The sequence below is a fragment of the Inquilinus sp. genome (assembly GCF_039594555.1).
Lineage (GTDB): Bacteria > Pseudomonadota > Alphaproteobacteria > DSM-16000 > Inquilinaceae > Inquilinus.
This window is the reverse complement of the sequence record NZ_JBCNNF010000012.1, coordinates 1-26,588: the sequence shown is the minus strand read 5'-3', so window position 1 is coordinate 26,588 and position 26,588 is coordinate 1. Positions and strand designations below refer to the sequence as shown.

21 protein-coding genes are annotated in these 26,588 nt (G+C 68.7%); 17 read left to right on the top strand and 4 right to left on the bottom strand.

Annotated features, from left to right (window positions below; translation table 11 throughout):
- The first annotated feature begins 10 nt into the window (after nt 1-10).
- The 4 genes from ABDW35_RS02495 (at nt 11) to ABDW35_RS02480 (ending at nt 5,835) form a co-directional block, all read left to right on the top strand.
- Nucleotides 11-1,882, top strand: a complete 1,872-nt coding sequence (locus tag ABDW35_RS02495) for an extracellular solute-binding protein (RefSeq protein ID WP_343712264.1) — start codon at nt 11-13, stop codon at nt 1,880-1,882.
- Between the two features lie 62 nt (nt 1,883-1,944).
- Nucleotides 1,945-3,060, top strand: coding sequence for a microcin C ABC transporter permease YejB (locus ABDW35_RS02490; protein ID WP_343712263.1), 1,116 nt, complete (start codon nt 1,945-1,947; stop codon nt 3,058-3,060).
- Nucleotides 3,053-4,192, top strand: a complete 1,140-nt coding sequence (locus tag ABDW35_RS02485) for an ABC transporter permease (protein ID WP_343712262.1) — start codon at nt 3,053-3,055, stop codon at nt 4,190-4,192. The genes ABDW35_RS02490 and ABDW35_RS02485 overlap by 8 nt, the downstream gene beginning before the upstream one ends.
- Nucleotides 4,189-5,835, top strand: a complete 1,647-nt coding sequence (locus ABDW35_RS02480; RefSeq protein WP_343712261.1) for an ABC transporter ATP-binding protein — start codon at nt 4,189-4,191, stop codon at nt 5,833-5,835. The genes ABDW35_RS02485 and ABDW35_RS02480 overlap by 4 nt, the downstream gene beginning before the upstream one ends.
- A 156-nt stretch (nt 5,836-5,991) precedes the next feature.
- On the opposite strand, the gene ABDW35_RS02475 is transcribed toward ABDW35_RS02480, so the two are convergent.
- On the bottom strand, nt 5,992-7,773 hold the full coding sequence (locus tag ABDW35_RS02475) for a radical SAM protein (protein ID WP_343712260.1): 1,782 nt from the start codon (nt 7,771-7,773) through the stop codon (nt 5,992-5,994).
- A gap of 133 nt (nt 7,774-7,906) precedes the next feature.
- Here ABDW35_RS02475 and ABDW35_RS02470 point away from each other — a divergent pair, with 133 nt between their 5' ends.
- From ABDW35_RS02470 to ABDW35_RS02455, 4 genes are all read left to right on the top strand, one after another.
- Nucleotides 7,907-8,680 carry a 5-oxoprolinase subunit PxpA gene (locus ABDW35_RS02470; RefSeq protein WP_343712259.1) on the top strand — a complete coding sequence of 258 codons (774 nt, stop codon included), beginning with the start codon at nt 7,907-7,909 and terminating at the stop codon, nt 8,678-8,680.
- A 140-nt stretch (nt 8,681-8,820) separates the two neighbouring features.
- Complete coding sequence (locus ABDW35_RS02465) at nt 8,821-9,852, top strand: BMP family ABC transporter substrate-binding protein (protein ID WP_343712258.1); 1,032 nt, start codon at nt 8,821-8,823, stop codon at nt 9,850-9,852.
- 312 nt (nt 9,853-10,164) lie between these two features.
- Entirely contained in the window at nt 10,165-13,005 is a 2,841-nt protein-coding gene (locus tag ABDW35_RS02460) for an endonuclease/exonuclease/phosphatase family protein (protein ID WP_343712257.1), read from the top strand.
- A 135-nt stretch (nt 13,006-13,140) separates the two neighbouring features.
- The gene (locus ABDW35_RS02455; protein ID WP_343712256.1) at nt 13,141-14,361 is read left to right on the top strand and encodes a class I SAM-dependent methyltransferase; all 1,221 of its coding nucleotides are present in this window, start codon (nt 13,141-13,143) and stop codon (nt 14,359-14,361) included.
- Between the two features lie 46 nt (nt 14,362-14,407).
- On the opposite strand, the gene ABDW35_RS02450 is transcribed toward ABDW35_RS02455, so the two are convergent.
- Together ABDW35_RS02450 and ABDW35_RS02445 are read right to left on the bottom strand one after the other, a co-directional pair.
- Complete coding sequence (locus tag ABDW35_RS02450; RefSeq protein ID WP_343712255.1) at nt 14,408-15,661, bottom strand: RNA polymerase sigma factor; 1,254 nt, start codon at nt 15,659-15,661, stop codon at nt 14,408-14,410.
- A complete protein-coding gene (locus tag ABDW35_RS02445) occupies nt 15,658-16,017 on the bottom strand; it encodes a YciI family protein (RefSeq protein ID WP_343712254.1) in 360 nt (119 codons plus the stop codon). The genes ABDW35_RS02450 and ABDW35_RS02445 overlap by 4 nt, the downstream gene beginning before the upstream one ends.
- A gap of 140 nt (nt 16,018-16,157) precedes the next feature.
- Between ABDW35_RS02445 and dusB the strand changes: the two genes are divergently transcribed.
- Nucleotides 16,158-17,174, top strand: a complete 1,017-nt coding sequence (dusB, locus tag ABDW35_RS02440; RefSeq protein ID WP_343712253.1) for a tRNA dihydrouridine synthase DusB — start codon at nt 16,158-16,160, stop codon at nt 17,172-17,174.
- Between the two features lie 5 nt (nt 17,175-17,179).
- Here dusB and ABDW35_RS02435 read toward each other — a convergent pair whose 3' ends face one another.
- The gene (locus ABDW35_RS02435; protein WP_343712252.1) at nt 17,180-18,730 is read right to left on the bottom strand and encodes an MFS transporter; all 1,551 of its coding nucleotides are present in this window, start codon (nt 18,728-18,730) and stop codon (nt 17,180-17,182) included.
- A gap of 122 nt (nt 18,731-18,852) precedes the next feature.
- On the opposite strand from ABDW35_RS02435, the gene ABDW35_RS02430 reads away from it, so the two are divergent.
- The 8 genes from ABDW35_RS02430 to mobB all read left to right on the top strand — a co-directional run.
- On the top strand, nt 18,853-19,308 hold the full coding sequence (locus ABDW35_RS02430; RefSeq protein ID WP_343712251.1) for a MarR family transcriptional regulator: 456 nt from the start codon (nt 18,853-18,855) through the stop codon (nt 19,306-19,308).
- Nucleotides 19,298-19,660, top strand: coding sequence for a nuclear transport factor 2 family protein (locus ABDW35_RS02425; RefSeq protein ID WP_343712250.1), 363 nt, complete (start codon nt 19,298-19,300; stop codon nt 19,658-19,660). The genes ABDW35_RS02430 and ABDW35_RS02425 overlap by 11 nt, the downstream gene beginning before the upstream one ends.
- Nucleotides 19,660-20,031 (top strand): hypothetical protein, encoded by a 372-nt coding sequence (locus ABDW35_RS02420; RefSeq protein WP_343712249.1) that lies wholly within the window; start codon nt 19,660-19,662, stop codon nt 20,029-20,031. Before ABDW35_RS02425 ends, ABDW35_RS02420 begins: the two co-directional genes overlap by 1 nt.
- A 122-nt stretch (nt 20,032-20,153) precedes the next feature.
- Nucleotides 20,154-22,379: an excinuclease ABC subunit UvrB gene (gene uvrB, locus ABDW35_RS02415; RefSeq protein ID WP_343712248.1), complete on the top strand. Its 2,226-nt coding sequence runs from the start codon at nt 20,154-20,156 to the stop codon at nt 22,377-22,379.
- Nucleotides 22,380-22,383: 4 nt separating this feature from the next.
- Nucleotides 22,384-23,184: an SDR family oxidoreductase gene (locus tag ABDW35_RS02410; RefSeq protein WP_343712247.1), complete on the top strand. Its 801-nt coding sequence runs from the start codon at nt 22,384-22,386 to the stop codon at nt 23,182-23,184.
- Nucleotides 23,185-23,695: 511 nt separating this feature from the next.
- Nucleotides 23,696-25,630: an excinuclease ABC subunit UvrC gene (gene uvrC, locus ABDW35_RS02405; protein WP_343712246.1), complete on the top strand. Its 1,935-nt coding sequence runs from the start codon at nt 23,696-23,698 to the stop codon at nt 25,628-25,630.
- A 76-nt stretch (nt 25,631-25,706) separates the two neighbouring features.
- Nucleotides 25,707-26,324, top strand: coding sequence for a CDP-diacylglycerol--glycerol-3-phosphate 3-phosphatidyltransferase (pgsA, locus tag ABDW35_RS02400; protein ID WP_034839890.1), 618 nt, complete (start codon nt 25,707-25,709; stop codon nt 26,322-26,324).
- A 6-nt stretch (nt 26,325-26,330) separates the two neighbouring features.
- On the top strand, nt 26,331-26,588 hold a 258-nt coding region (mobB, locus tag ABDW35_RS02395; RefSeq protein WP_343712245.1), incomplete at its 3' end, for a molybdopterin-guanine dinucleotide biosynthesis protein B.

Sequence of the window (26,588 nt, the reverse complement as noted above, 5' to 3'; positions counted from 1 at the left end):
AGAGAGACGCATGATCACACGGCGCCAATTCTCGATCGGCTCGATGCTCTCGGTTGCGGGAGCCTCGATCCCCCTGCCCCGGGCCTTCGCCCAGGGGGCGGCGGCGGCCACGCCCGGCTACGGTGCGCCGACCTACTACCTGCCGATGCTGGACCTGAAGGCGGCCTATCCGAAGGACTTCCCGCACTGGAACTATGTCCGCCCGGATGCCCCCAAGGGCGGCAAGCTGGTGCTCGGCGTCTTCGGCAGCTTCGACACGCTGAACAACATGACGACGGATGGCACAGACGCAGCAGGCGTCGGGGCCATCAACGACGCGTTGATCACCGCCAATCTCGACGAGCTCGACACCTACTACGCCGATGCCGCTGAATCGTTCGTGGTCTCGGACGACAAGCTGTCGATCATCTTCACGATGCGCGACGGCCTGCGCTTCCATGACGGCCATCCGATGACGGCCGAGGACGTCGCCTATACGCATCAGCTGCTGCGAGAAAAGGGAGCGCTGCGCTTCCGCGCCCGCTTCTACGACGATATGGAGAGCATCGAGGCGCTGGACGAGCGACGCGTCCGGTTCACGGCCAAGTCCTTGAAAAATCCTCAACTGCTCAAGGCGATGGCGAGCTTCCCGATCCTGCCCAAGCATTGGTGGGAAAGCCGGGACTTCGGTGGCCTCACGATGGAGCCGCCGCTCGGCAGCGGCGCCTATAAGATCAAGTCAGTGGATCCAGGGCGCTCGATTACGCTGCAGCGGGTAGAAGACTATTGGGGCAAAGACCTGCCGCAGAATATCGGGTCGGCCAATTTCGACGAGATCACCTATCAGTACTATCGCGACCAGGATGTGCTGTATGAGGCGCTTAAGTCGGGCGAGTTCGACTTCATGGCCGTTGGCTCTGCCCAGCAATGGACGACTGGGTTCAAATCCGTCCCAGCCGTGCAGACCGGCGCGCTCAAACTGGAGGAAATCCCGGACGCATCGCCGCAATACTATCTTGGGATGATGTTCAACCTGCGACGGCCATATTTTTCCGATGTTCGGGTTCGGCGAGCCCTCAACTACCTCTATGACTTTGAGACCACCCAGAAAACCAACTACTACGGCCTCTACAGTCGCATCCACAGTTATTTTCCGAACACGCCATTCTCCTTCAGCGGGTTGCCGGAAGGCCGCGAGCTGGAGATCCTGGAGCGCTATCGTGGCAAGATCGCCGACGAGATCTTCACCACTGAGTTCAAGCAGCCGACCACGGACGGCAACGGCAACATCCGCGCCAATCTCCGAGCCGCGCTGGATCTGCTGAAGCAGGCCGGCTGGGAATCGCGCAACGGCAAGCTGACCAACGCCGCGGGTCAGGTGATGGCCTTCGAAATCGTCTACACCAGCCCGGAGACTGAGAAGACCATTCTGCCGTTCGTCGAAAATCTCCGTCGTGCCGGCATCCAGGCCTCACCCCGGCTGATGGATGTGCCCCAGTTCCGCAATCGCGTAAACAATTTCGAGTTCGACCTGATGCCGGCCCGGTTCGTGCCGTTCTTCCCGCCGGGAGAGGCCCTGCGCGGCGGCTGGAACTCCCGTTTCGCCGATCGGCCCGGCGACGAGAATTCGCAGGGGATCAAGGATCCGATCATCGACGAGCTGGTCGAGATGATCATCGCCGCCGACACCTATGACGAGAAGGCGGCCACCTGCAAAGCCTTCGACCGCTACGCCACCTGGCAGTTCTTCTCGATCGGCCTGTATGAGGACCCGGTCAATCGGATCGCCTACTGGGACATGTTCGGCCATCCCGAGACCCGGCCGAAAAACGATGTCGGCTTCCCCAGTACCTGGTGGTTCGACGGCAAGAACCCGAAGGCCCTGAGAGGGCAGCGCCGGTGATCCATTTGCGGAGCGAAGTCCGTCGCCATCCCTCTGGTTTTTTCGCGACGGACGTTTGACCGATGCTCGCCTACATCATCCGGCGCCTGCTGCTGATCATCCCGACGCTGTTCGGAATCATGGTGGTCAACTTCACCATCGTGCAGTTCGCCCCCGGCGGCCCGGTCGAGCAGATGATCGCCAAGCTGCAGGGCACCGCCACCGACGCGACCAGCCGGATCAGCGGTGGTGGCGGTGGGGATTTCGGCGGTCCGGCGGACAATTCCCAGCTCGGCGGCAGCAATGCCGCCTCCAGCAAGTACCGCGGCGCCCAGGGGCTGGACCCGCGCTTCATCGCCGAGATCGAGAAGCAGTTCGGCTTCGACAAGCCGCCGCTCGAGCGTTTCTGGCTGATGATCCACGACTATCTGAACTTCGATTTCGGCCGCAGTTACTTCAAGAGCGCGCGGGTGGTCGACCTCGTCATCTCCAAGCTGCCGGTGTCGATCTCGCTCGGCGTGTGGACCACGCTGCTGGTCTATCTGATCTCGATCCCGCTCGGCATCCGCAAGGCGGTGCGCGACGGGTCGCGGTTCGACATCTGGACCTCCGGCGCGGTCGTCGTCGGCTACGCGATCCCCAGCTTCCTGTTCGCGATGCTGCTGATCGTGACCTTCGCCGGCGGCCGCTATTTCGCCTGGTTCCCGTTGCGCGGCCTGGTCTCCGACGGCTGGTCGTCCCTGCCTTGGTACCAGCAGATCCTCGACTATCTCTGGCACATGGTGCTGCCGATCACGGCCATGGTGATCAGCGGCTTCGCCACCCTGACCATGCTGACCAAGAACTCCTTCATCGATGAGCTCGGCAAGATGTATGTGCTGACCGCGCGGGCCAAGGGCCTGACCGAGCGGCGCGTCCTGTACGGCCACATCTTCCGCAACGCCATGCTGATCGTCATCGCCGGCTTCCCGGCCGCGTTCATCGGCGTGCTGTTCACCGGGTCGCTGTTCATCGAGGTGATCTTCTCGCTCGACGGTCTCGGCCTGCTCGGCTACGAGGCCGCGATCCAGCGCGACTATCCGGTGGTGTTCGCCACGCTCTATGTCTTCACCCTGCTCGGCCTGGTGATGAAGCTGGTGCAGGACGTGACCTACACGCTGATCGACCCGCGGATCGACTTCGAGGCGCGCAATGTCTGAGGCCGCGCTGTCCCCCGGTCGCGACTTCGCCCATCCGCGGTTCCTCGGCTTCCGGATCCGGCCGATCACCGCCCGCCGCATCGCCAATTTCCGCGCCAACCGCCGCGGCCTGATCGCGCTGTGGCTGTTCCTGATCCTGTTCGTGGTGACGCTGTTCGCCGAGTTCATCGCCAATGACCGGCCGCTGCTGGTCAAGTATGACGGCCACTATTACGTGCCGGTGCTGGCGACCTATCCGGAGACGGCGTTCGGCGGCGAGTTCGAGACCGAGGCCGACTACCGCGACCCGTTCGTGCGCGACCTGATCAGCGCCAAGGGCTGGGCGATCTGGCCGCTGATCCCCTTCTCCTACCGCACCATCAACTACGACCTGAAGCAGCCGGCCCCCTCCCCGCCCTCGGAGGTCAACTGGCTCGGCACCGACGACCAGGGCCGTGACGTGCTGGCCCGGCTGATCTACGGCCTGCGCATCTCGATCCTGTTCGGCCTGACGCTGACGGCGATCGCGTCCGTCATCGGCGTCTTCGCCGGCGCGATCCAGGGCTATTTCGCCGGCTGGACCGACCTGATCTTCCAGCGGGTGATCGAGATCTGGTCCGGCATGCCGCAGTTGTACCTGCTGATCATCATGTCGTCTTTCTTCGTGCCGGGCTTCTGGACGCTCTTGTTCATCATGCTGCTGTTCGAGTGGATGAGCCTGGTCGGGGTGGTGCGGGCGGAGTTCCTGCGCGCCCGCAACCTGGACTACGTCCGCGCCGCCCGGGCGCTGGGACAGCCGGATCGGGTGATCATGTGGAAGCACGTGCTGCCCAACGCCGTGGTCGCCACCATCACCTTCCTGCCCTTTAACCTGACCGGCAGCATCAGCCTGCTGACCGGGCTGGACTTCCTCGGCCTCGGCCTGCCGCCCGGGTCGCCCTCGCTGGGCGAGCTGGTCAGCCAGGGCAAGGCCAACCTGCAGGCGCCGTGGCTGGGCTTCACCGCTTTCTTCTCGCTGGCCATCCTGCTCAGCCTCCTCGTCTTCATGGGCGAGGCGCTGCGCGACGCCTTCGACCCGCGCAAGACCCAGGCGGCCAGCGCCCCGCCTCCCGCCGCCGATCCTGTGACCGACCCCAAGGGCCAGACGCCATGACCGACACCTCGACCTCCGGCGAAAGGCTGCTCGAAATCCGCGACCTGGCCGTGGAGTTCCGGGTGCCCGGCGGCGCGGTGCCGGCGGTGAAGGGCGTGTCGCTGCATCTCGACCGCGGCGAGACCCTGGCGCTGGTCGGCGAGAGCGGCTCCGGCAAGTCGGTCACCGCCCTGTCGGTGCTGCAGCTGCTGCCCTATCCCAGCGCCCGTCACCCGAAGGGCAGCATCCGTTATCGCGGGCAGGAGCTGCTGGGCGCGCCGGAGAAGGTGCTGCGCGAGGTCCGCGGCAACAAGATCGCCATGGTGTTCCAGGAGCCGATGACCTCCCTGAACCCGCTGCACACGATCGAGAAGCAGGTCGGCGAGGTGCTGTCGGTGCACAAGGGCATGGGCAAGGCCCAGTCCCGCGCCCGGGTGCTGGAGCTGCTGCGCCTGGTCGGCCTGCCGAATCCGGAGCAGCGGCTGAACGCCTATCCGCACGAGCTGTCCGGCGGCCAGCGCCAGCGGGTGATGATCGCCATGGCGCTGGCAAACGAGCCCGACATCCTGATCGCCGACGAGCCGACCACGGCGCTGGACGTCACCATCCAGGCCCAGATCCTGGAGCTGATGCAGAGCCTGCAGCGCCGCTTCGGCATGGCGCTGCTGCTGATCACCCACGACCTCGGCGTGGTCCGCAAGATGGCGGACCGGGTCTGCGTCATGAACAAGGGCGAGATTGTCGAGGAGGGCGGGACCGAGGCGGTGTTCACCGCGCCCCGGCACCTCTACACCCAGCGCCTGCTGGCGTCGGAGCCGAAGGGCGACCCGGCGCCGCCCCCAGGCGATGCCCGCACCGTGGTCGAGGCCAGTGAGATCAAGGTTTGGTTCCCGATCAAGGCCGGCGTGCTGCGCCGCACGGTCGACCATGTGAAGGCGGTGGACGGCATCGACGTCACCGTGCGCGAGGGCCACACAGTCGGCGTGGTCGGCGAGAGCGGGTCGGGCAAGACCACGCTCGGCCTCGCCCTGCTGCGCCTGATCTCGAGCCAGGGGTCGATCCGCTACGGCCAGAAGGAGCTGCAGGGCCTGCAGTTCCGCGACATGCGGCCGCTGCGGCGGGAGATGCAGATCGTCTTCCAGGACCCCTATGGCTCGCTCAGCCCCCGCATGTCGATCGCCGAGATCATCGAGGAGGGGCTGCAGGTGCACCGCATCGGGGGCTCCGCGGCCGAGCGCGAGCGCATGATCGTGGCGGCGCTGGAGGAGGTCGGCCTCGACCCCGCCAGCCGGCACCGCTACCCGCACGAGTTCTCCGGCGGCCAGCGCCAGCGCGTCGCCATCGCCCGGGCCATGGTGCTGAAGCCGAAATTCGTGGTGCTGGACGAGCCGACCTCGGCGCTGGACATGTCGGTCCAAGCCCAGATCGTCGACCTGCTGCGCGGGCTGCAGGAGAAGCACCGCTTGGCCTATCTGTTCATCAGCCACGACCTGAAGGTGGTGCGCGCTTTGTCGGACGAGGTGATCGTCATGAAGAACGGCAAGGTGGTCGAGCACGGGTCGGCCGCGCAGATCTTCGACGCGCCGCAGCACCCCTACACCCAGGCCCTGCTAAAGGCCGCGCTGGAGATCAAGACGGCGGATACGGCCGAGGTGGCGGTCTGAAGGCTCTGGGATGAGACGCCCTCTCATGGCTGTCATTGCCGGGCTTGACCCGGCAATCCAGGGGCCGCCGAGGGCGGCTCTTGAAAGCCCCTGGATCCTCGGGTCAAGCCCGAGGATGACAGCAGTGTAGGGGTTGCCGAGTCAGAATCGCCCGCATCACTCCGCCGCCGTGACCTCCTGCGGCTGCGGCGCCGGCTTCACATGCGCCCGGGCCGCGGCGGCGCGGGCGCCCTGGGTCACCGAGAACATCTCCAGCGTGTCCAGCTCCTCCTCGCTCACCGGCGTCAGCGCCAGGTCGCGATAGGCCTTGCGGTCCGGGTCGGCCTTGATCCGCCGGCGGACCTGGTTGAAGCGCAACCACAGCCGCGCCATCGCCCAGTGCTTGGCCGCGGTCTCGCCGACATAGCGGAGATAGAATGGCACCGCCGGCTCGATCGGCAGGCCCGGGCGCCGCTGGGTCCGCACCTTGCGGCGCAGATAGCCTCCCTCCAGCGGGTGCAGCCCCTCGACATTGATGCAGGTGGTGAACCACAGCAGCAGGAACAGGATCTTGCCGACGCTGATGCCGGTGGCCGCCGCCCGGCGCATCACCGTCTCCATATGCTCGGGCGAGTAGTAGGTCTGCCAGGCCAGCTTGTAGGCCCGCTGCCACTCCTCGCGCGACATCAGCGCATGGCCGGTGGTGACGTGGTTCAGGTCGTAGCGGTTCAGGTCCGGGTCCATCGGGATGCCGGACTGGAACAGGTTCTTGTGGTCCTCCGACCCCGGCAGCGGCGTCAGGAAGAAGAACTCCAGCAGGTCGACCGGCAGCTCGCGCTGGATGATGCCGATGTCGCGGACGATCGATTCCGGCGTGTCGGTCGGGAAGCCCAGGATGTAGCCGGCATAGGTCATGGCGCCGACCGCCTTCCAGGCCAGCAGCATCTTGCGGTATTCGGTGATCTTGTTCTGCCGCTTCTTGGCGCCGACCAGGCTGTCCGGGTTGATGTTCTCCAGCCCGATGAACACCCGGGTCACCCCCGCCCGGCCCGCCTTCTCGATGAAATGCGGGATGCGGTGGCACATGGTGTCGACCTGGATGATCATCCGGAACGACAGCTTCTCCCGCTCCCGCAGCTCGATCAGCCGGTCGAAGATCGGCTCCCAGTCCTTGTTGCGCGCGAAATTGTCGTCGGTGATGAAGAACCGGCTGATGCCGCTCTTCACATTCTCGCGAATGATCTGCTCGACATCGTCGGGCGACCGGCGGCGCGACTTGCGGCCCTGGACGTTGATGATGGTGCAGAACGAGCACTGGAACGGGCAGCCGCGGCCGGCGTCGAAGCTGGTGTGCTGGCCGGCGGTGCGGCGCACCCGCGCGATCGGCAGCACCGGCATCGGCACGCCTTCGATGTTCGGCAGGTCGTCCATGAAGTTGTAGAGCGGCTTGAGCCGGTTGGCGAAGGCGTCGAGAAGCACCTCGTCCAGCCGCCCCTCGGCCTCGCCGGCGAACAGCGAGATGCCCAGCGCCTGCGCCTCCGCCACCTCCGGCTGCAGGCCGGGTAGCATGGCGATGGTGCCGGAGACGTGGAAGCCGCCGATGCCGACCTGCAGCCCCGCCACCCGCAGCGGCCGGGCGATGTCGACCGCCCGCGGGAACTGGTTCGACTGCACCCCGACCAGCGCCACCATGCCCGCCCCGGCCCGCCGGATCCGGCGGATGATCGCCTCCGGACGCACCCTTGTGTTGGTCTCGTCGATCGCGGTGATGACGATGTCGACGTCGGGGCCGAGGATCTGCCGCTCGGCGCAGTCGCCGGCCAGGCCGTACAGCACCGCCAGCGTGTTCGACGGGATCGCCGACCGCAGCCATTGGATGACGTAGCCGTCGTCGTCGTAATGCGACGGCTTGATCAAAATCAGTTCGAAAATCCGCTTCGCGCTCGTCCCAACCGCCATATCGGGCGTCCCCTGCCGGGTCTTGCTGATTCTGAATACCACGAATGCAGGGGGCCGGGCGACGATTGCCGCGGGCGGCGGCGAAGTTCATACAGAGGGTCACCATCGCAACGGCCGGTCCGGGACGCACGTCATGGCGAGCATCGATCTGAACTGCGACATGGGCGAGGGCTTCGGCGCCTGGGAGATGGGCGACGATTCGGCGATGCTGGAGATCGTCACCTCCGCCAACGTCGCCTGCGGCTTCCATGCCGGCGACCCGATCGTGATGCGGCGGACCCTGGCCCTGGCGCGAGACCGCGGCATCGGCGTCGGCGCCCATCCCGGCTTCCTCGACCTCTGGGGTTTCGGTCGCCGGATGATCAAGGGGAACACGCCGGAGGAGCTGGAGGCCCAGGTGGTCTACCAGATCGGCGCCCTGCAGGGCATCGCCAAGGCCGTCGGCCACAAGGTCACCCACGTCAAGGCGCATGGCGCGCTGAGCAATGTGGCGATGGTCGAGGATGCGGTGGCGCTGGCGATCGGCCGGGCCATCAAGTCGGTCGACCCGACCCTGGCCTATATGGTGCTGCCCGGCACGGCGCTGGAGCGCGCGGCGGTGGAGCTGGGCCTGCCGGTGGTGCGCGAGGTCTTCGCCGACCGCACCTATGAGGACGACGCCACCCTGACGTCGCGCAAGATCGCCGGATCGGTCATCCACGACGCCGAGGTCGCGGCCGAGCGGGTGCTGCGCATGGTCGAAGAGCAGGCGGTGACCAGCCGCAGCGGCAAGCGCATCCCGGTGCCGGTCGACACCGTCTGCGTCCATGGCGACACGCCGGGCGCGGTCGGCATCGCCCGCCGCATCCGCGAGCGGCTGGAGCAGTCGGGCATCCGCCTGGTGGCGCTGAAGGACCGGCCGGCCTGACGGGCCGCCGGCCCCGGCCCTTGCCCTCGCGGCACGGGACCGTTGCGCAGCGCGCTCTTGTAACCGAACCTTAACACGTCCATCTCCGAGGCCGCGGGCCTTCGCCGCCCGTATCGCCGCCCTGCCGTCCGGAGACGGAAATGATCCTCGATCGTCGCAGCCTTCTCGCCAGCCTCGGCCTGGCCGCGGCCGGCCTGTCGGTGATGGCCGTCGCCGATCCCGGGCCGGCGGACCACCGCACCGGCGGCGAGGACATCCCGGTCAAGCCCGGCGTCATCTACGCCATCGGCGAGAAGCGGGACGGCGGCTTCAACGAGGGCGCCCTGCGCGCGCTGGAATTCTTCCGCAGCGAGACCGGCGACGCCTTCCTGGAGGCCGAGCTGCCGTCGGCCGACGGCTTCGCCGCCGCGGCAGACGGGCTGATCCGCCAGGGCGCCACCCTGGTCATCGCCGTCGGCTTCTACTACGCCGACGCGGTGAAGGCCGCCGCCGCGGCCCATCCGGAGACCAGCTTCGTCCTGGTCGACGGCGTCGCCGAGGGGCCGAACATCCGCTCGATCGTGTTCCGCGAGCAGGAGGGCGCCTATCTGGTCGGCGTGCTGGCGGCGCTGGCCAGCAAGTCCGGCACCATCGGCTTCGTCGGTGCCGCCGATGTGCCGGTGCTGCGCAAATTCGCCGATGGCTACGCCGCCGGTGCCCTGGCGACACGGCCGGAGATCACTGTCCTGGCCAACTATATCGGCACCGACGCCACCGCCTTCCGCGACCGCGACGGGGCGACCGCGATCGCGCGCGACGAGATCGGGCGCGGCGCCGACGTCCTCTTCGCCGTCGCCGGCGAGGCCAATCTCGGTGTGTTCCAGGCGGCGCGCGATGCGGAGAAGCTGGCGATCGGCGTCGACAGCAACCAGAACGGCGTGGTGCCCGGCACCATCCTGACCTCGATGCTGAAGCGGGTGGACATCGCCGTGCTGCGCTCGCTCGACGACATGCGCGCGGGCACCTGGACCCCCGGCGTGGTGACGCTGGGCGTGCGCGAGCACGCGGTCGGCTGGGCGATCGACGACAACAACCGGCCGCTGGTCACCCCGGCGATGGAGGAGGCGGTCGAGACCGCCCGCCGCGCCATCGCCGACGGCACCATCACTGTGCCGGACCCGACGACCAAGTGACCTGCGGCTCCGCTTGCTTCGGCCCCAAGTCGTAGAATTAGCCTAAAAATTTAGATGTCATTGCCGAGCCCGACCCGGCAATCCGGAAGATGTCGACAGTCTCTGGATGCCCGGGCCAAGCCTGGCAGGACGCAGATAAAATTGCAGTTCATTCAGACAATTCACCCTCTGGCTGTCTTCTCTGCTCAAACCGCCGTTTCTGCCTCCAGAACCTCTCAAATTCACGGGAATGCAACCGAAGCCTCGTAGAGGTGTTCTCGGGAGTGGCAAGGGATTCTGCCCTTGCCGGATGAGGAAGGGGGAGACTTCGTCATGGCCGATCCGTTGCTCAACGAGTTCGTCGCCAACCATGTCGGCACGGACAATTCGGAATATGTCGAGATCAAGGGCGATGCCCTGACCGACTACAGCGGCTGGACGCTGGTGCAGATCGAGGGCGATGCCGGCGGCACCGGCCGCATCATCTCGGCCACCGCGATCGGCACCACCGATGCCGACGGCTATTGGAGCAGCGGCTTCCAGTCGAACCTGCTGCAGAACGGCAGCGGCACCCTGCTGCTGGTCGAGAATTACACCGGCAGCATCGGCCAGGACCTCGACACCAATGATGACGGCGTGCTCGACGCCACGCCCTGGACGCGGGCCGGCGACGGCGTCGCGATCGATGATGGCGGCAGCGGCGACCGCTTCTACAGCAGCACTATCCTGACGCCGAATTTTGACGGCGGCAGCATCACCGTCGGCGGCGCCTCGCGCCTGCCGGACGGCACCGACACCAATAGCCCGTCGGACTGGACGCGCAACGATTTCGACTTGGCCGGCCTGCCCGGCCAGGCCGGCACCCCGGTTCCGGGCGAGGCGCTGAACACGCCCGGCGCCGTGAATACGGCGGTGCCCGAGACCGAGCCGGATTTCCATGCGATCTACGAGATCCAGGGCGCCGGCCATAGCTCCGACTTCGCAGGCGACCGGGTGGCGACCCGCGGCGTGGTTACCGCCATCGCCGGCAACGGCTTCTACATCCAGGACGCCCAGGGCGACGGCAACACCGCCACCTCCGACGCCGTCTTCGTCTTCACCGGCGCCGGCGCCGTGCCGGCCGAGGTCCAGCTCGGCGTCACCCTCGACGTCACCGGCACGGTCACCGAGTTCCAGCCGGGCGGCGCCTCCTCCCACAACCTGACCGTCACCGAGATCACCGGCGCCAGCGTCGCGGTCTCGGCCGTGCAGCAGACCGTTCCGGTGGCGGTCAATATCGGCGCCGGCGGCTACGCGCCGCCGACCGAGGTGATCGACGATGACGGCCGCGCCGTCTTCGACCCGGCGCATGACGGCATGGACTACTGGGAGACCCTCGAGGGCATGCTGGTCGAGATCCCGGCCGCGGTGGTGGTCGGCCCGACCAACGGCTTCGGCGAGGCTTATGTCCTGGCCGACCATGGCGACCATGCCACCGGCACCCGCACCGGTGCCGGCGGCCTGCTGATCTCCGAGACCGACCAGCAGCCGGAGCGGATCCAGATCGACGACGACCTGCTGGGCGGCAGCATGCCGAAGCTCAATGTCGGGGCCCAGCTCGGCACCGTCCAGGGCGTGGTCGGCACCAATTTCGGCTGGTACGAGGTGCAGGCGACAAAGCCGGTCACGGTCGAATCCCCCGGCGCGCTGCAGCCGGAGACGACGACGCTGGCCGGCGACCGCGACCACCTGACCGTCGGCTCGATCAACCTGGAGAACCTCGACCCCAAGGTCGAGGATGTGAACCTGGTCCAGGACAAGAACCCGTCGAATGTCGATGACGATATCGGCAGCGGCAAGTTCGACCGGCTGGCGCAGCAGATCGTCTCGAACATGGGCTCGCCCGATGTGGTGGCGCTGCAGGAGGTGCAGGACAGCGACGGCGCCGAGATCACCGGCGTCACCTCCGCCGCCGAGACGGCGCGGGTGCTGATCGAGGCGATCGTCGCCCAGGGCGGGCCGCGCTACGAATATGTCGACGTGGCGCCGGAGGCCGGCACCTCGGGCGGGCAGCCCGGCGGCAACATCCGGGTCGGCTATCTGTACAACCCGGACCGGGTCGACCTGGTCGAAGGCTCAGTGCATGCGCTGACCGACCCGGATCTCTCGGACGGCGACGCCTTCGCCGCCAGCCGCCTGCCGCTGGCCGCCGACTTCGAGTTCAACGGCGAGACGGTGACGGTGGTGAACAACCACTTCACCTCGAAGGGCGGCAGCTCGCCGGCCTATGGCGACACCTTCCCGCCGGTGAATGGCGGCGAGAACCAGCGCGAGGCCCAGGCGGCGATCGTCAACGCCTATGTCGATGGCCGGCTGGCGGCCGACCCGGACGCCAAGGTGATGGTGGTCGGCGACCTCAACGAGTTCTCCTGGAACGACCCGCTGAAGCTGCTGCGCGGCGACACCGACGGCAGCCACGTGCTGAAGGACCTGGCCGACACGCTGCTGTCGCCGGAGGAGCGCTGGAGCTACGTGTTCGAGGGGGCGAGCCAGGAGCTCGACCACATGCTGGCGACCGACGGCGTCTATAAATCGGGGCTGGAGTTCGACATCGTCCACACCAATGCCGGCTTTGCGGACCAAGTCAGCGACCATGACCCGTCGGTGGCGCGGCTGCACATCCCGGCGCCGGGCACGCCGGAGAACCCGCACATCATCACCGCCGACAAGCCGACCTTCTTCTTCAACTTCGCCGTGGTGAAGGGGACGGAGGAGTTCGACGAGGTCCGCACCACGGTCAACGTCAAGGCCGACGATGCGGTCGAGCGCATCGTGCTGCAGGGCGACCGCGACCTGATCGTCTGGGCCGGCAACACCGACACCCAGATCGCCGGCAACAGCGGCGACAACACGATCTATGGTGGCTCCGGCAACGACCGGATCGCCGGCGGCGCCGGCAACGACCTGCTGATCGGGGGCCGCGGCGCCGATGTCTTCGCCTTCGGTCACGGCGACGGCCGCGACACGATCCTCGACTTCGACGTCCGCCAGGACAAGCTGGCCATCGCCGACGGCGCCGATGCCACGGTGAAATGGGGCCTGCTGGGCGCGATGGTCGCGCTCGACGATGGCACCCGCGTCACCCTGGTCGGCGTGCGCCCGGACCAGATCGAGCACGCCGACTGGATGGTGTGAGCGTGATGCGACCGGCGGCGCCGTCAGACAGGCCCCTGTCGCGCCGTCGCCGGTTGCGCTAGCTTTGGCGCGACTGTTTCGTGCCGATTCGTATGGCAGGTCGATTTAGATATTGCTGAGTGGAGATTGCCGGACATGAATAAGACCATCGACCGCTGCCCGCATTGCGGCTCCTCCGATCTGGAGGTCCTGGTCGAGATCGAGAAATACAGCTACCTGATCCGGCCGGCCGAGTTCGAGAGCATCTGGCGCACGGTCCCGATGACCGTCGGCATCTGCCATTCCTGCGGCACCTCGATGCAGCTGCTGCCGCCCGACCGCGAGGCGCTGGACGAGATTTACAGCAAGTATTACGGCTCCTACCCGACCTTCGCGTCGGACCCCGAGATGGACGAGCGCCACCGGGAGTTCATGGAGTTCCTGATCGCCAGCGGCGTCCCGATGTCCGGCCACGCCCTGGAGATCGGCTCCTATGACGGTCGCTTCCTGGCCAAGCTGCAGGCGGCCGGCATGACGGTGCATGGCTGCGATCCGAACGCGGCGGCGGCGGAGGAGGCGGAGCGGGCTTTCGGAGTCAAGACCACCCTCGCCTATTTCACGCCCGACACCTTCCCGGCCGACAGCTTCGATTTCGTCAGCGCCCGCCTGGTGCTGGAGCATGTCACCGACCCCGACGTCTTCCTCGGCGGCCTGCAGAAGGTGATCCGGACCGGCGGCTACGTCGCTCTCGAAGTGCCGGATTGCGGCCTCGTGATGGCCGAAGGCGCGCCGTTCTGGATGTACGAGCACCCGAACTACTTCACCGCGTCCTCCCTGCTGCGCGGCATGCAGCGGCACGGCTTCGACGGCACGGTGACGTCGCATCGGGGCATCCTGCGGGCGGTGTGCCGCAACACCGGCGAGGCCTCGCTGCCGACCGGCAGCCCCGCCGCGGACATCGCCCTGGCCCATGAGTTCCGCCAGAAATACCGTGCCTATGTGGCGAGCTACGACGCCGTCCTGGCGGAGGTCCGGCGCCAGGGGCTGCGGATGGCGGTCTACGGCACTGGCAACTACTTCACCAACCTGATCAGTTCCACCTCGCTCGACCAGTCCGAGATCGTCGCGATCTACGACAGCAACCCGAAGAAGTGGAACATCGAGATCGAGGGCCTGGGCCTGCCGATCACCTCGCCCGACAATGTCGGGTCGGACGGCGCCGGCGTGATCCTGCTGGCCAGCGCGTCCTATCGCGGCATGCTGGACCGGATCGAACCGTATCTGGACCAGGGCGGCCGGGCCCTCCTGCCGTTCCCGACGCCCGTCCTCTACCAGCCGTCGGCCGGGGACGCCAAGCTGGTCGCGGCCGGGATCTAAGCCACGGCGACGCGGCGCTGGCATGACGCCGGCGCCGCGACGGGGTTCACGCCCCCTCCCCCAGCTCCGCCAATCGCCGCAGCAGGAAGCGGCGCTCCGAGTCCTGCTGCGTCAAGTCCAGCGCGCGCTGATAGGCGGCGCGGGCGTCGGCGGTGCGCCCGAGGCGGCGCAGCAGGTCGGCGCGGGCTGCGTGGGCCAGGCGGTAGCCGCCGAGATGGCCATGCGCCAGGATCGAATCGATCAGCGCCAGCCCCGCCGCCGGGCCGTCGCGCATCGCCACCGCCACCGCCCGGTTCAGCGCCACCACCGGCGACGGGTCGGCCCGCAGCAGCAGGTCGTAGAGGCCCGCGATCTCCGCCCAGTCGGTCGATCCCGTGTCCGGCGCTTCGGAATGCACCGCCGCGATCGCCGCCTGCAGCGCATAGGCTCCGACCTCCGGCCCCGCCAGCGCCCGCCGCACCAGCGCCGTGCCCTCGGCGATCAGGCGGCGGTCCCACAGGCCGCGGTCCTGGTCGGCCAGCAGCACCAGGTCGCCGGCCGGGGAGCTGCGGGCGGCCCGGCGGGAGTCCTGCAGCAGCATCAGCGCCAGCAGGCCGATCGCCTCCGCCTCCGGCAGCAGCTGGACCAGGAGGCGGCCCAGGCGGATCGCCTCGCCCGACAGGTCCGGCCGGGTCAAGTCGGCGCCGGAGGACGCAAGGTAGCCCTCGTTGAACACCAGGTAGATCACCTGCAGCACGCTGTCCAACCGGTCCGGCAGCTCGGCCTTTGGCGGCACCTGATAGGGGATGCCGGCATCGCGGATCTTGGCCTTGGCCCGGACGATGCGCTGCGCCACCGTGGTCGGCGCGGTCAGGAAAGCCTGCGCGATCTCCTCGGTGGTCAGGCCGCACATCTCGCGCAGGGTCAGCGCCAGCCGGGCGTCGGGGCCCAGCGCCGGGTGGCAGCAGGTGAAGATCAGCCGCAGCTGGTCGTCCTCGATCGCTTCAGCCTCGTGTTCGTGGGGATCCTCGGCCTCCTCCAGATGCTTCGCCAACTCGGCCCGCGCGGCGTCGAGCCGGGTGCGACGGCGCAGCCCGTCGATCGCCTTGAACCGGCCGGAGGAGACCAGCCAGGCCCGGGGACTGGCCGGCACGCCGTCGCGCGGCCACTGCTCCGCCGCCGCGCGGAAGGCGTCGTGCAGCGCCTCCTCCGCCAGGTTGAAGTCGCCCAGCAGGCGGATCAGCGTGGCCAGCACCCGGCGCGACTCCGCCCGATAGACGGACTCGATCGTCCGCTGCATCGCCCGGGCCGGATCGGTCATCTGTCGCCGCAATGCTCCCACACCGGCCGCACCTCGATGCTGCCCATCCGCGCCATCGGGATGTTCGCGGCCAATTGCAGCGCCTCGTTCAGGTCGCGTGCCTCGATCATGATGAAGCCGGACAGGAACTCCTTGGTCTCGGCGAAGGGTCCGTCGCTGGTGATGACCCGGCCGCCGCGGATCCGCAGCGTGGTGGCGGCGCTGACCGGCTGCAGCGCCTGGGCGGCAACGAACTGGCCGCGGCGGCGCATCTCCTCGTCATTGGCCATGGATTCGCGGACCAGCGCGTCGAGCTCGCCGGGCGCCATCGCGTCCAGCGTCCGCTGCTCCATATAGACCAGGCAGAGATACTTCATGGCGGGTCCTCCCGGCTGCCAGTGTGGATGCAGCCTTGTCGCCGCGGGAAGCCCGGAATCGACGGCGCCGGTCCGGTCGGCCCGGCAGGGTTGCGGCTGCGGCGGTTTACGCCGGGCCGCCGCTGCCCTAGATAAGCGCCATGGCTGACGCCCTGACCATCGGTTCCGTCGCGGTTCCCGGACGGGTCTGGATCGCCCCGATGACGGGGATATCCGACTTGCCGTTCCGCCGTGCCGCCTCGCGGCTGGGCGCGGCCTATGTCGCGACCGAGATGGTGGCCTGCGCCGAATTCGCCCGCGGCCGGCCCGACGTGGTGCGCCGTGCCGCGGTCGGCGACGGGCTGCCGCTGATGGTGGTGCAACTGATCGGCCATGATCCCGAAGCGGTGGCCGAGGGCGCCCGCTTGGCCGCGGCCGCCGGCGCCCAGATCATCGACCTGAATTTCGGTTGCCCGGCACGCGAGGTCACCGGCGTGCAGTCCGGCTCCGCCATGATGCGCGACCCGGACCGGGCCGAGCGGCTGGTGGACGCGGCGGCCGGCGCCGTCGACGTGCCGGTCACGGTGAAGATCCGGCTGGGCTGGGACGATCTCAGCCGCAACGCGCCAGACTTCGCCCGCCGCTGCGTCGCCGCCGGCGCCCGGGCGGTCACCGTCCATGGCCGCACCCGCTGCCAGTTCTACAAGGGCACCGCCGACTGGGAAGCGGTGCGCGCGGTGAAGGACGCCGTCGACGTGCCGGTGATCGTCAACGGCGACATCGTCGACGGCGCGACCGCCCGCGAGGCCCTGCATCAATCCGGCGCCGACGGCGTCATGGTCGGCCGCGGCGTCACCGGCAAACCCTGGATCGCCGCCGCGATGGAGGCGGCGCTGGACCGGCCGCAGGCCGAAGGCGCCGCCGAGCCCGGCCCCGAGGACCGGCTGGCCATAGCCCTGCAGCATTTCCGCGAGACCCTGGCCTTCTACGGCGATCCTCACGGGCTGCGCGTGTTCCGCAAGCACCTGGCCGCCTACATCGAGGCCGCGCCCTGGCCGGCCGCCGCCGATGACCGGCGCGAGGCCCGCCGGGTGCTGTGCCAGACCGACTCTCCGGCCGAGGTCGAGGCCGGCCTGGCCGCGCTGTGGACCGGCGGCGTGCAGCGCTTGGCGGCCTAACCGCCTCACTCCGCGGCGGATGGTTCGGGGCCGGGGCGCCGTCCCAACACGATGCCGGCCAGCACCGCGGCGCCGAGCGCGATCCCGGCGCTGACCAGGGCGGCCAGGCCGAAGGCATGGATGAAGGCGCCGCGCGCCGCCCGTCCGAGATCCTGGCCGATATCGCCCGGCAGCTCCCGCGCCGCCGCCAGCGCGCCACCCAGCGTCGCCCGCGCCGCCTCGGCGGCCTCCGGCGGCACCCCGGCCGGCATGCCGTCCATCATCACCCCGCGATACAGCGCGGTGGCGACGCAGCCCAGCACGGCGATGCCCAGCGCGCCGCCGAACTCCGCCCCGGTCTCCGAGATCGCGGCGGCCGACCCCGCCCGCTCCGGCGGCGCGGCGCCGACGATCAGGTCGGTGGTCAGTGTGAACACCGGCGACAGCCCGGTGGCGAAGACCACGGCGGCGACGGCCAGCAGCGCCGGGCCGGAGACATGGTCGACCAGCGTCAGCGCCAGGAATCCCAGCGCCGCGACCAGCAACCCGCCGGCCATCAGCACCACCGGCCGGACGCGGCGCAGCGCCATCGGGGTCAGCATCGATCCGGCGACGAAGGCCAGCGACGAGGGCAGCGTCCACAGCCCGGCCTCGAGCGGCGACAGCCCCAGCACCAGTTGCAGGTACTGCGCCACGAACAGGAAGGTGCCGAAGACGGCGAACAGGCCCAGCACATTGACCGCCAGCGCCGCGGCGAAGCCCGGCGACCGGAACAGCCGCAGGTCGATCAGCGGGTCGGCCAGCCGCCCCTGGCGGCGGATGAACACGGCGCCGACCCCGAGTCCGGCCAGGATCCACAGCAGCGGCGGCAATCCCGGCCCGTGCTCGGCCAGCGCCTTGACGCCGTAGATCGCGGCCAGCACCGCCACCAGGGACAGCGCAGCGCTGGCCAGGTCCAGCCGCCCGGCCTGCGGGTCGCGGTATTCAGGCAGCAGGATCGGGGCGACGATCAGCAGCAACGCCATCACCGGTACCGCCAGCAGGAACACCGATCCCCACCAGAAATGCTGCAGCATGAAGCCGCCCAGCAGCGGGCCGATGGCGCCGCCGATCGAGTAGCTGGTGACCCAGACGCTGATGGCGACGGTGCGCTGCCCGGGGTCATGGAACATGTTGCGGATCAGCGACAGGGTCGATGGCGCCACCGTGGCCCCGGCGACGCCCAGCAGCGCCCGGGCGGCGATCAGCGTCTCGGCGCTGTGGGCGAAGGCGGCCAGCAGCGACGCCAGGCCGAACACCGCCGCGCCGATCATCAGCAACCTGCGGCGGCCGATGCGGTCGCCCAGCGTGCCCATGGTGATCAGCGAGCCCGCCACCAGGAAGCCGTAGATGTCGACGATCCACAGCAGCTGCGCCGCGCTGGGCCGCAGGTCCTCGGTCAGCGTCGGCACCGCCAGGTTCAGCACCGTCAGGTCCATGGAATAGAGCAGGCAGGGCAGCGCGATCGCGGCCAGGCCGACCCATTCGCGGCGCGTCGCCCGCGGGCCGGTGGTGTCGGGTGTGTCCTCCGGCGCCATGAATAAACCTTTTGGTTAAGTGATTGCTCGTTGGATAGCGGCGCGGGCGGGGATCTGTCAAGCCGCCGGCCCGAGGGTCAAATTGATAGACATCAAATGATTCGATATCTATATATCGACTCATGCGACCGACCCAGGCACCGATCGGGCTGCTGCTGGCCCAGACCGCCAAGGCGGTCAGCCGCGCCTTCGACGACGCCCTGGCCGAGGCCGGGGGCTCGCTGCCGACCTGGCTGGTGCTGATGTCGCTGATGCGCGACGGCCCGCTGGGCCATGGCGAGCTGGCCGAGCGGGTCGGGGTGCAGGGGCCGACCCTGACCCATCACCTCGACGGGCTGGAGCAGCGCGGCCTGGTGCGGCGCGACCGCCCGCCCGGCAACCGCCGGTCCCAGCTGGTCAGCCTGACCGAGCCCGGCACGGCGATGTTCCATCGGCTGCGCCAGGCGGCGCAGGCGCATGACGGGCGGCTGCGCCAGGGCCTGGCCGCCGAGGATCTGGAGCGGCTGCGCGGCCTGCTGGCCCGCCTCTCCGCCAATGTCTCCCCATCACCGCAGGAGGATCCGACCGATGACCGCTGACACGCTGTGGCAGGACTGGGCCCAGGCCGAGGGCCGGGCCGACACCGAGGCACTGGACCGGTTGCTGACGCCGGAGTTCCGGGGCGTCGGCCCGGTCGGCTTCGTGCTGGACAAGGCGAAATGGCTGCAGCGCTTCGCCGACGGGCTGGTGCATGAGATGATCGCGCTCGAGGAGGTCGAGACCCGGGCGCAGGACGGCGCGGCCGTCGCCATCGGCGTGCTGACCCAGGCCGGCCGCTACCGCGACCACCGCACCGATGGCCGCTTCCGGGTGACCCTGATCGCCCGCCGCCTGGCGGAAGGCTGGAGGCTGGACGGGCTGCATCTCAGCCCGATCCGGCAGCCGGGCTGATGGCGCCCGGCCCGGTCCTCGCGATGCTGGGGGCGGAGGCGACGGCCTTCGCCCTCGCCTCCCTGATCCATCGCGGCGGGCTGCTGCCCGGCTATGCCCATGGCGCGGCGGCGACGGAGGAGACCGTCATCACCGCCGTGCTGCTGGCCGGGCTGGCCCTGTCCTGGATCCTGCCGCGCCGGATAAGGACGATCGGCTTGGCCGCCCAGGGCTTCGCCCTGCTCGGCACCCTGGCCGGACTGGCCGCCATCGCCGGCGGCGTCGGCCCGCGGACGGCGCTCGACATCGCCTATCACGCGATCATGGCCGCAGCGCTGGCCGCCGGCCTCGCCGCCCTGGCCAGGGCCGGAAGGAGACACGCGGCGGTTTGACGGCTTGTTCCCGCTGTGTTCCAATCCCATCTCAATGAGGCTCCTGCCGCCGACCGACCGCATCCCGCTCCGCCTCGTCGGCGGCCCTTCCCCTTCGCCCTGGCCGGACCGATAGTAACGACATGAGCTCGGCGCCCCTCCTCTCCCCCACCCCGGCCTCGCCGCGCGGCGAGACCTCCCCGGTCGTCATCCATCGCCCGGCCCTGCCGGAGAAGGACCGGTCGACCCCGTTCAAGCTGGTCTCGGACTACAAGCCGGCGGGCGACCAGCCGACGGCGATCGCCGAGCTGGTGGCCGGGCTGGAGCGTGGCGAGCGCGACCAGGTGCTGCTCGGCGTCACCGGCTCGGGCAAGACCTTCACCATGGCGCATGTGATCCAGACGCTGCAGCGCCCGACCCTGGTCCTGGCCCCGAACAAGACCCTGGCCGCCCAGCTCTATGGCGAGTTCAAGAGCTTCTTTCCGGAGAACGCGGTCGAGTATTTCGTCAGCTACTACGACTACTACCAGCCGGAAGCCTACGTCGCCCGCACCGACACCTATATCGAGAAGGAAAGCCAGATCAACGAGCAGATCGACCGGATGCGCCACGCGGCCACCCGGGCGCTGCTGGAACGGCACGACTGCATCATCGTCGCCTCGGTGTCCTGCATCTACGGCATCGGCGACGTCGAATCCTACAGCGAGATGACCATCCCGCTGGAGGCCGGGCAGCGGCTGAACCGGCAGGTGCTGCTGAAGCATCTGGTCGACATCCAGTACCGGCGCAACGACACCGCCTTCGGCCGCGGCACCTTCCGGGTGCGCGGCGACACGGTCGAGATCTTCCCCGCCCACTTGGAGGACCGCGCCTGGCGCATCTCCTTCTTCGGCGACGAGATCGATTCGATCCATGAGTTCGACCCGCTGACCGGCGAGAAATTCGCGGCGCTGAAGCAGGTGCGCGTCTACGCCAACAGCCACTACGTCACGCCGAAGCCGACCCTGCTGCAGGCGATCAAAGGCATCCGCGAGGAGCTGAAGGAGCGGCTGGCCGAGTACAACGCCAACGGCAAGCTGCTGGAAGCGCAGCGGCTGGAGCAGCGCACCCAGTTCGACCTGGAGATGATGGAGGCCACCGGCAGTTGCGCTGGCATCGAGAACTATTCCCGCTACCTGACCGGCCGGGCCGCCGGCGAGCCGCCGCCGACCCTGTTCGAGTACCTGCCCGAGGACGCGCTGCTGATCGTCGATGAGAGCCATGTGATGGTGCCGCAGATCGGCGGCATGTTCCGCGGTGACCGGGCGCGCAAGGACATCCTGGCCGAATACGGCTTCCGCCTGCCCTCCTGCCGCGACAACCGCCCGCTGAAGTTCGAGGAATGGGACGCGATGCGGCCGCAGAGCGTCTTCGTCTCCGCCACCCCCGGAAATTGGGAGATGGAGCGCACCGGCGGCGTCTTCGCCGAGCAGGTGGTGCGCCCGACCGGGCTGATCGACCCGCAGGTCATCATCCGGCCGACCGCGACCCAGGTCGACGACGTCATGGCCGAGTGCCGCGACTGCATCGCCCGCGGCCTGCGCGTTCTGGTCACCACCCTGACCAAGAAGATGGCCGAGGCGCTGACCGAATACATGACCGAATCGGGCATCAAGGTCCGCTACATCCATTCCGACGTGGAGACGCTGGAGCGGATCGAGATCATCCGCGACCTGCGGCTGGGCGTGTTCGACGTGCTGGTCGGCATCAATCTGCTGCGCGAGGGGCTGGACATCCCGGAGGTCGGGCTGGTGGCCATCCTCGACGCCGACAAGGAAGGCTATCTGCGCAGCCGCACCTCGCTGATCCAGACCATCGGCCGCGCCGCCCGCAACATCGAGGGCCGCGCGATCCTCTATGCCGACAATATGACCGGCAGCCTGACCGCGGCGCTGGAGGAGACTAACCGCCGGCGCGAGAAGCAGGAGGCCTACAACGCCGCCCACGGCATCACGCCGGAAAGCGTCAAGAAGCAGATCGGCGACATCCTCGACAGCGTCTATGAACGCGGCGACCGCGTCACCGTCTCGACCGGCGACAGCGGCGCCAAGCACCTGACCGGCAAGTCGCTGCAGGAGCATATCGGCGACCTGGAGAAGCGGATGCGCGAGGCCGCCGCCAACCTGGAGTTCGAGGAGGCGGCGCGGCTGCGCGACGAGATCCGGCGGCTGGAGACGGCGGAGATGGAGCTGGACCAGGGCTCCGGCATCATCGTCCATGCCCGCGTCGGCTCGCACGGCCATGCCGCGGCGCTGGAGGGCGTGCCCCTGTCGATCGCCAAGCCCACCGAGAGGCCGCGCAAGGGCGGCCGCCGCCGCAAGGGACCGTGAGCCGATGAGCCCAGCAGAGCGTCCCCGGCCGCCCACCGGCACGGCTGAGCCACGCGTCGCCGTCATCACCGGCGCCGCCAAGCGGATCGGCCGGGCGATCGCGCTCGACCTCGCCAAGCATGGCTGGCGGGTGGCGATCACCTATCACAGCTCCGCCGACGAGGCGGCACAGACGGTGCGCGACATCGGGGCCGCCGGTGCGCAGGGTCTAGCGATCCAGGCCGACCTGACGGACGAGGCCCAGGTCGAGGCGGTGATGCCGCAGGCCGCCGAGGCGCTGGGCCCCGTGTCGCTGCTGGTCAACAACGCCTCGGCCTTCCGCATGGACACGGTGGCGACGGCGACGCGAGCCAGCTGGGACGAGCATCTGGAGACCAATCTGCGCGCGCCGCTGGTGCTGACCCAGGCGATGGCGCGGCAGCTGCCGGCGGACTGGCCGGGCAATGTCGTCAACATGCTCGACCAGCGGGTGTGGAACCCGACCCCCTATTTCCTGTCCTACACCGTGGCCAAGATCGGGCTGTGGACGCTGACCCGCACTTTGGCCCAGGCGCTGGCACCGAAGATCCGGGTCAACGGCATCGGCCCCGGCCCGACGCTGAAGAGCGACCGGCAGAGCGAGGAGCATTTCGCCCAGCAATGGGATGCCGTGCCGCTGCGCCGGCCGACGTCGCCGCAGGAGATCTGCGACGCCATCCGCTTCATTTTGTCCGCCAAGGCGATGACCGGGCAGATGATCGCGCTGGATGGCGGCGAGCATCTCGGCTGGGCCCAGCCCAGCCGCGGCGTCGTGCCCCTGGAATAAGCGGCGGGATGCGATGCCGAAGGGCCGCACATCCAAATTATCTCAAATTCTCGATCGAACCGCCTTGACCCTCGCGCCGGGTCGGGGCAGCACCTCGGCACCGCTCTCCTGCGCCCGGTCGCCGCAACGCGACGGCTGTGCGGAAGCCGCTATCGCCTTGGATTTCCTGGCCTCGCCGTCGCGGCGCGACCGGAAGTTGTGCACAGGCGAAATCCGAATCGGAGAGGTCCGACATTTTCCGGCTCGCACATAGTGTATGATGCTTCTGTTTCAACTTGACTTGGATTTTGTCTATATTTTTCAGTGGATTAGCTTTTTTGCCCATTTTTTGAGCAAGAACGATGACATTTAGGCGGCGCCTCGGTTGGCGCAGTCTCAGGGCCAGTTCCCCACAAACTTATCCACAGATTCGGTGGATATCACCGAAGCGTCATCGCCCCGCACCGCCGACTCACAAGGGCGTTCACGATCCGGTCTTGAAGCGCCGCCCGGACCGGCCGACATTGCGGCCATGAGCGACACCCTCACCGACACCCCGCCCGACGCGCCGCCGCCCGAGCGCCCAAAGCCCCCGGGCCGGGCGAAGGCACGGGCGCACAGCATCGCCGACGGGGTGGCGGTGATCCAGGCGCATCTGCGCACCCTGCCCAGCTCGCCCGGCGTCTACCGGATGCTCGACGAGGACGGCAACGCCCTCTATGTCGGCAAGGCACGCAACCTGAAGAAGCGGGTCTTCGCCTACACCCAGACCGGCAAGCAGCCGGCGCGCCTGCTGCGCATGATCGCCGACACGGTCGCCATGGAATTCGTGGTGACCCGGTCCGAGGTCGAGGCGCTGCTGCTCGAAGCCAACCTGATCAAGCGGCTGAAGCCCCGCTACAACGTGGTGATGCGGGACGACAAGACGTTCCCGCACATCATGATCTCGGGCGACCACGCCTTCCCGCGCATCGCCAAGCATCGTGGCGCCACCGGGGCCAGCGGCCAGTTCTTCGGCCCCTTCGCCTCGGCCGGGTCGGTCAACCGCACCATCACCGCGCTGCAGCGCGCCTTCCTGCTTCGCAACTGCTCGGATTCGGTGTTCTCGACCCGCAGCCGGCCCTGCCTGCAGTACCAGATCAAGCGCTGCACCGCGCCCTGCGTCGGCTATGTCACCGAGGCGCAATACGCCGAGCAGGTGGCCAATGCGGTCGACTTCCTGAGCGGCCGCAGCCAGGCGGTGCAGGGGCGCTTCGGCGAGCAGATGATGGCCGCCAGCGAGCGGCTGGACTTCGAGCAGGCGGCACGCTGGCGCGACCGCATCCGCGCCCTCACCAATGTCCAGTCGCACCAGGACATCAATGTCGAGGGCATCGGCGACGCCGACGCGCTGGCCATCCACGAGGCCGGCGGCCACAGCTGCATCCAGGTCTATTTCTTCCGCGGCGGCCGCAACTATGGCACCCGCGCCTATTTCCCCAGCCACGACAAGGCGGCGGAGAAGGCCGAGATCCTGGCCGCCTTCCTGGGCCAGTTCTACGACACCAACCCGCCGCCGCCCCTGGTCCTGCTCAGCGACGAGGTCGCCGAGGAGGCGCTGCTGTCCGAGGCGCTGTCGCTCAAAGCCGACCGCAAGGTCGAGATCGCGGTGCCGAAGCGCGGCGACAAGCGCCGGCTGATCGACCATGCCCTGAACAACGCCCGCGAGGCGCTGGGCCGCCGCATGGCCGAGAGCGCGACCCAGGCGGTGCTGCTGGAGGGCGTGGCCCGGGTGTTCGGGCTGGACGCGCCGCCGCGCCGGATCGAGGTCTACGACAACAGCCATCTCGGCGGCACCAACGCTCTCGGCGCCATGATCGTCGCCGGGCCGGACGGCTTCATCAAGGGCGCCTACCGCAAGTTCAACATCAAGGGGCCGGTCACGCCGGGCGACGACTACGCGATGATGCGCGAGGTGCTGACCCGCCGCTTCGCCCGCGCGCTGAAAGAGGACCCGGACCGCGAGCAGGAGGGCTGGCCCGACCTGGTGCTGATCGACGGCGGCCAGGGCCAACTGACGGTGGTGCGCGAGGTCTTCGCCGAACTCGGCATCACCGATGTGGCGCTGGTATCGATCGCCAAGGGGCCGGACCGCGATGCTGGGCGCGAGCGCTTCTTCATGGCCGACAGGCCGCCCTTCAGCCTGGAACCGAAGGACCCGGTGCTCTATTTCCTGCAGCGGCTGCGGGATGAGGCCCACCGCTTCGTCATCGGCGGCCAGCGCACCCGCCGCGCCGGCGACATCACCAAGTCGCCGATCGACGAGATCGCCGGCATCGGCCCGCGCCGGAAGAAGGCGCTGCTGCTGCATTTCGGCTCGGCCCGCGCCGTCAGCCGCGCCAGCCTGCAGGACCTCGAGGCGGTGGACGGCATCAGCAAGGCCGTTGCAGGCCTGATCTACCGACATTTCCACCCCGATGCCGCCTGACCGGACGAATTTCCGGGTCAGGCTGCGGGGCGCCATGTGCTAGCGTTCGCAAGCCCCTGAAGTCAGTGCCGTCGCCATGGTTACCAGCCTGCCGAACCTCCTGACCTACTCGCGCATCGCGGCCATTCCCGTGCTGATCGCGCTGTTCTACGTGCCGGCCCCTTGGGCGGCGTGGACCTGTCTCGTCATCTATGCCGCCGCCGCCATCACCGATTATCTCGACGGCAAGCTGGCGCGGGCCTGGAACGAGACCTCGCCAATCGGCCGGCTCTTGGACCCGATCGCCGACAAGATGCTGGTCACCGCCGTGCTGTTCATGCTGGCCGCCTTCGACCGGCTGCAGGGCTGGTCGGTGATCCCGGCCGTGGTGATCCTGCTGCGCGAGGTGCTGATCTCCGGCCTGCGCGAGTTCCTGGCCGGGATGAATGCGCGCGGCCTGCCGGTCACCGCCCTGGCCAAGTGGAAGACCACGATCCAGATGCTGGCGATCGGCTTCCTGATCGTCGGCGACACCGGCACGCGGGCCTTCGACGGCAAGCTGCCGGTGACCGAGATCGGCATCGCCGGCATCTGGGTGGCCGCGGTGCTGACCCTGGTGACCGGCTGGAGCTATCTGCGCGAGGGCGTGCGCCAGGCCATCACCGAGGATCCGCGCAGCCCGCCCCCGGCCAAGGCCGCCGGCACTTTCGGCTGATTCCTCATGCGCGTGCTCGGCATCGCCGGCTGGAGCGGCAGCGGCAAGACGACGCTGCTGGCGAAGCTGATCCCGGCATTGATCGGCCGTGGCCTGACCGTCTCCACCATCAAGCACGCCCATCACGATTTCGATATCGACCAGCCCGGCAAGGACAGCTGGCGCCACCGCGAGGCCGGGGCGACCGAGGTGCTGGTCTCATCCGACCGGCGCTGGGCGCTGATGCATGAGCATCGCGGCGCCGCCGAGCCGCCCCTGGCAGAC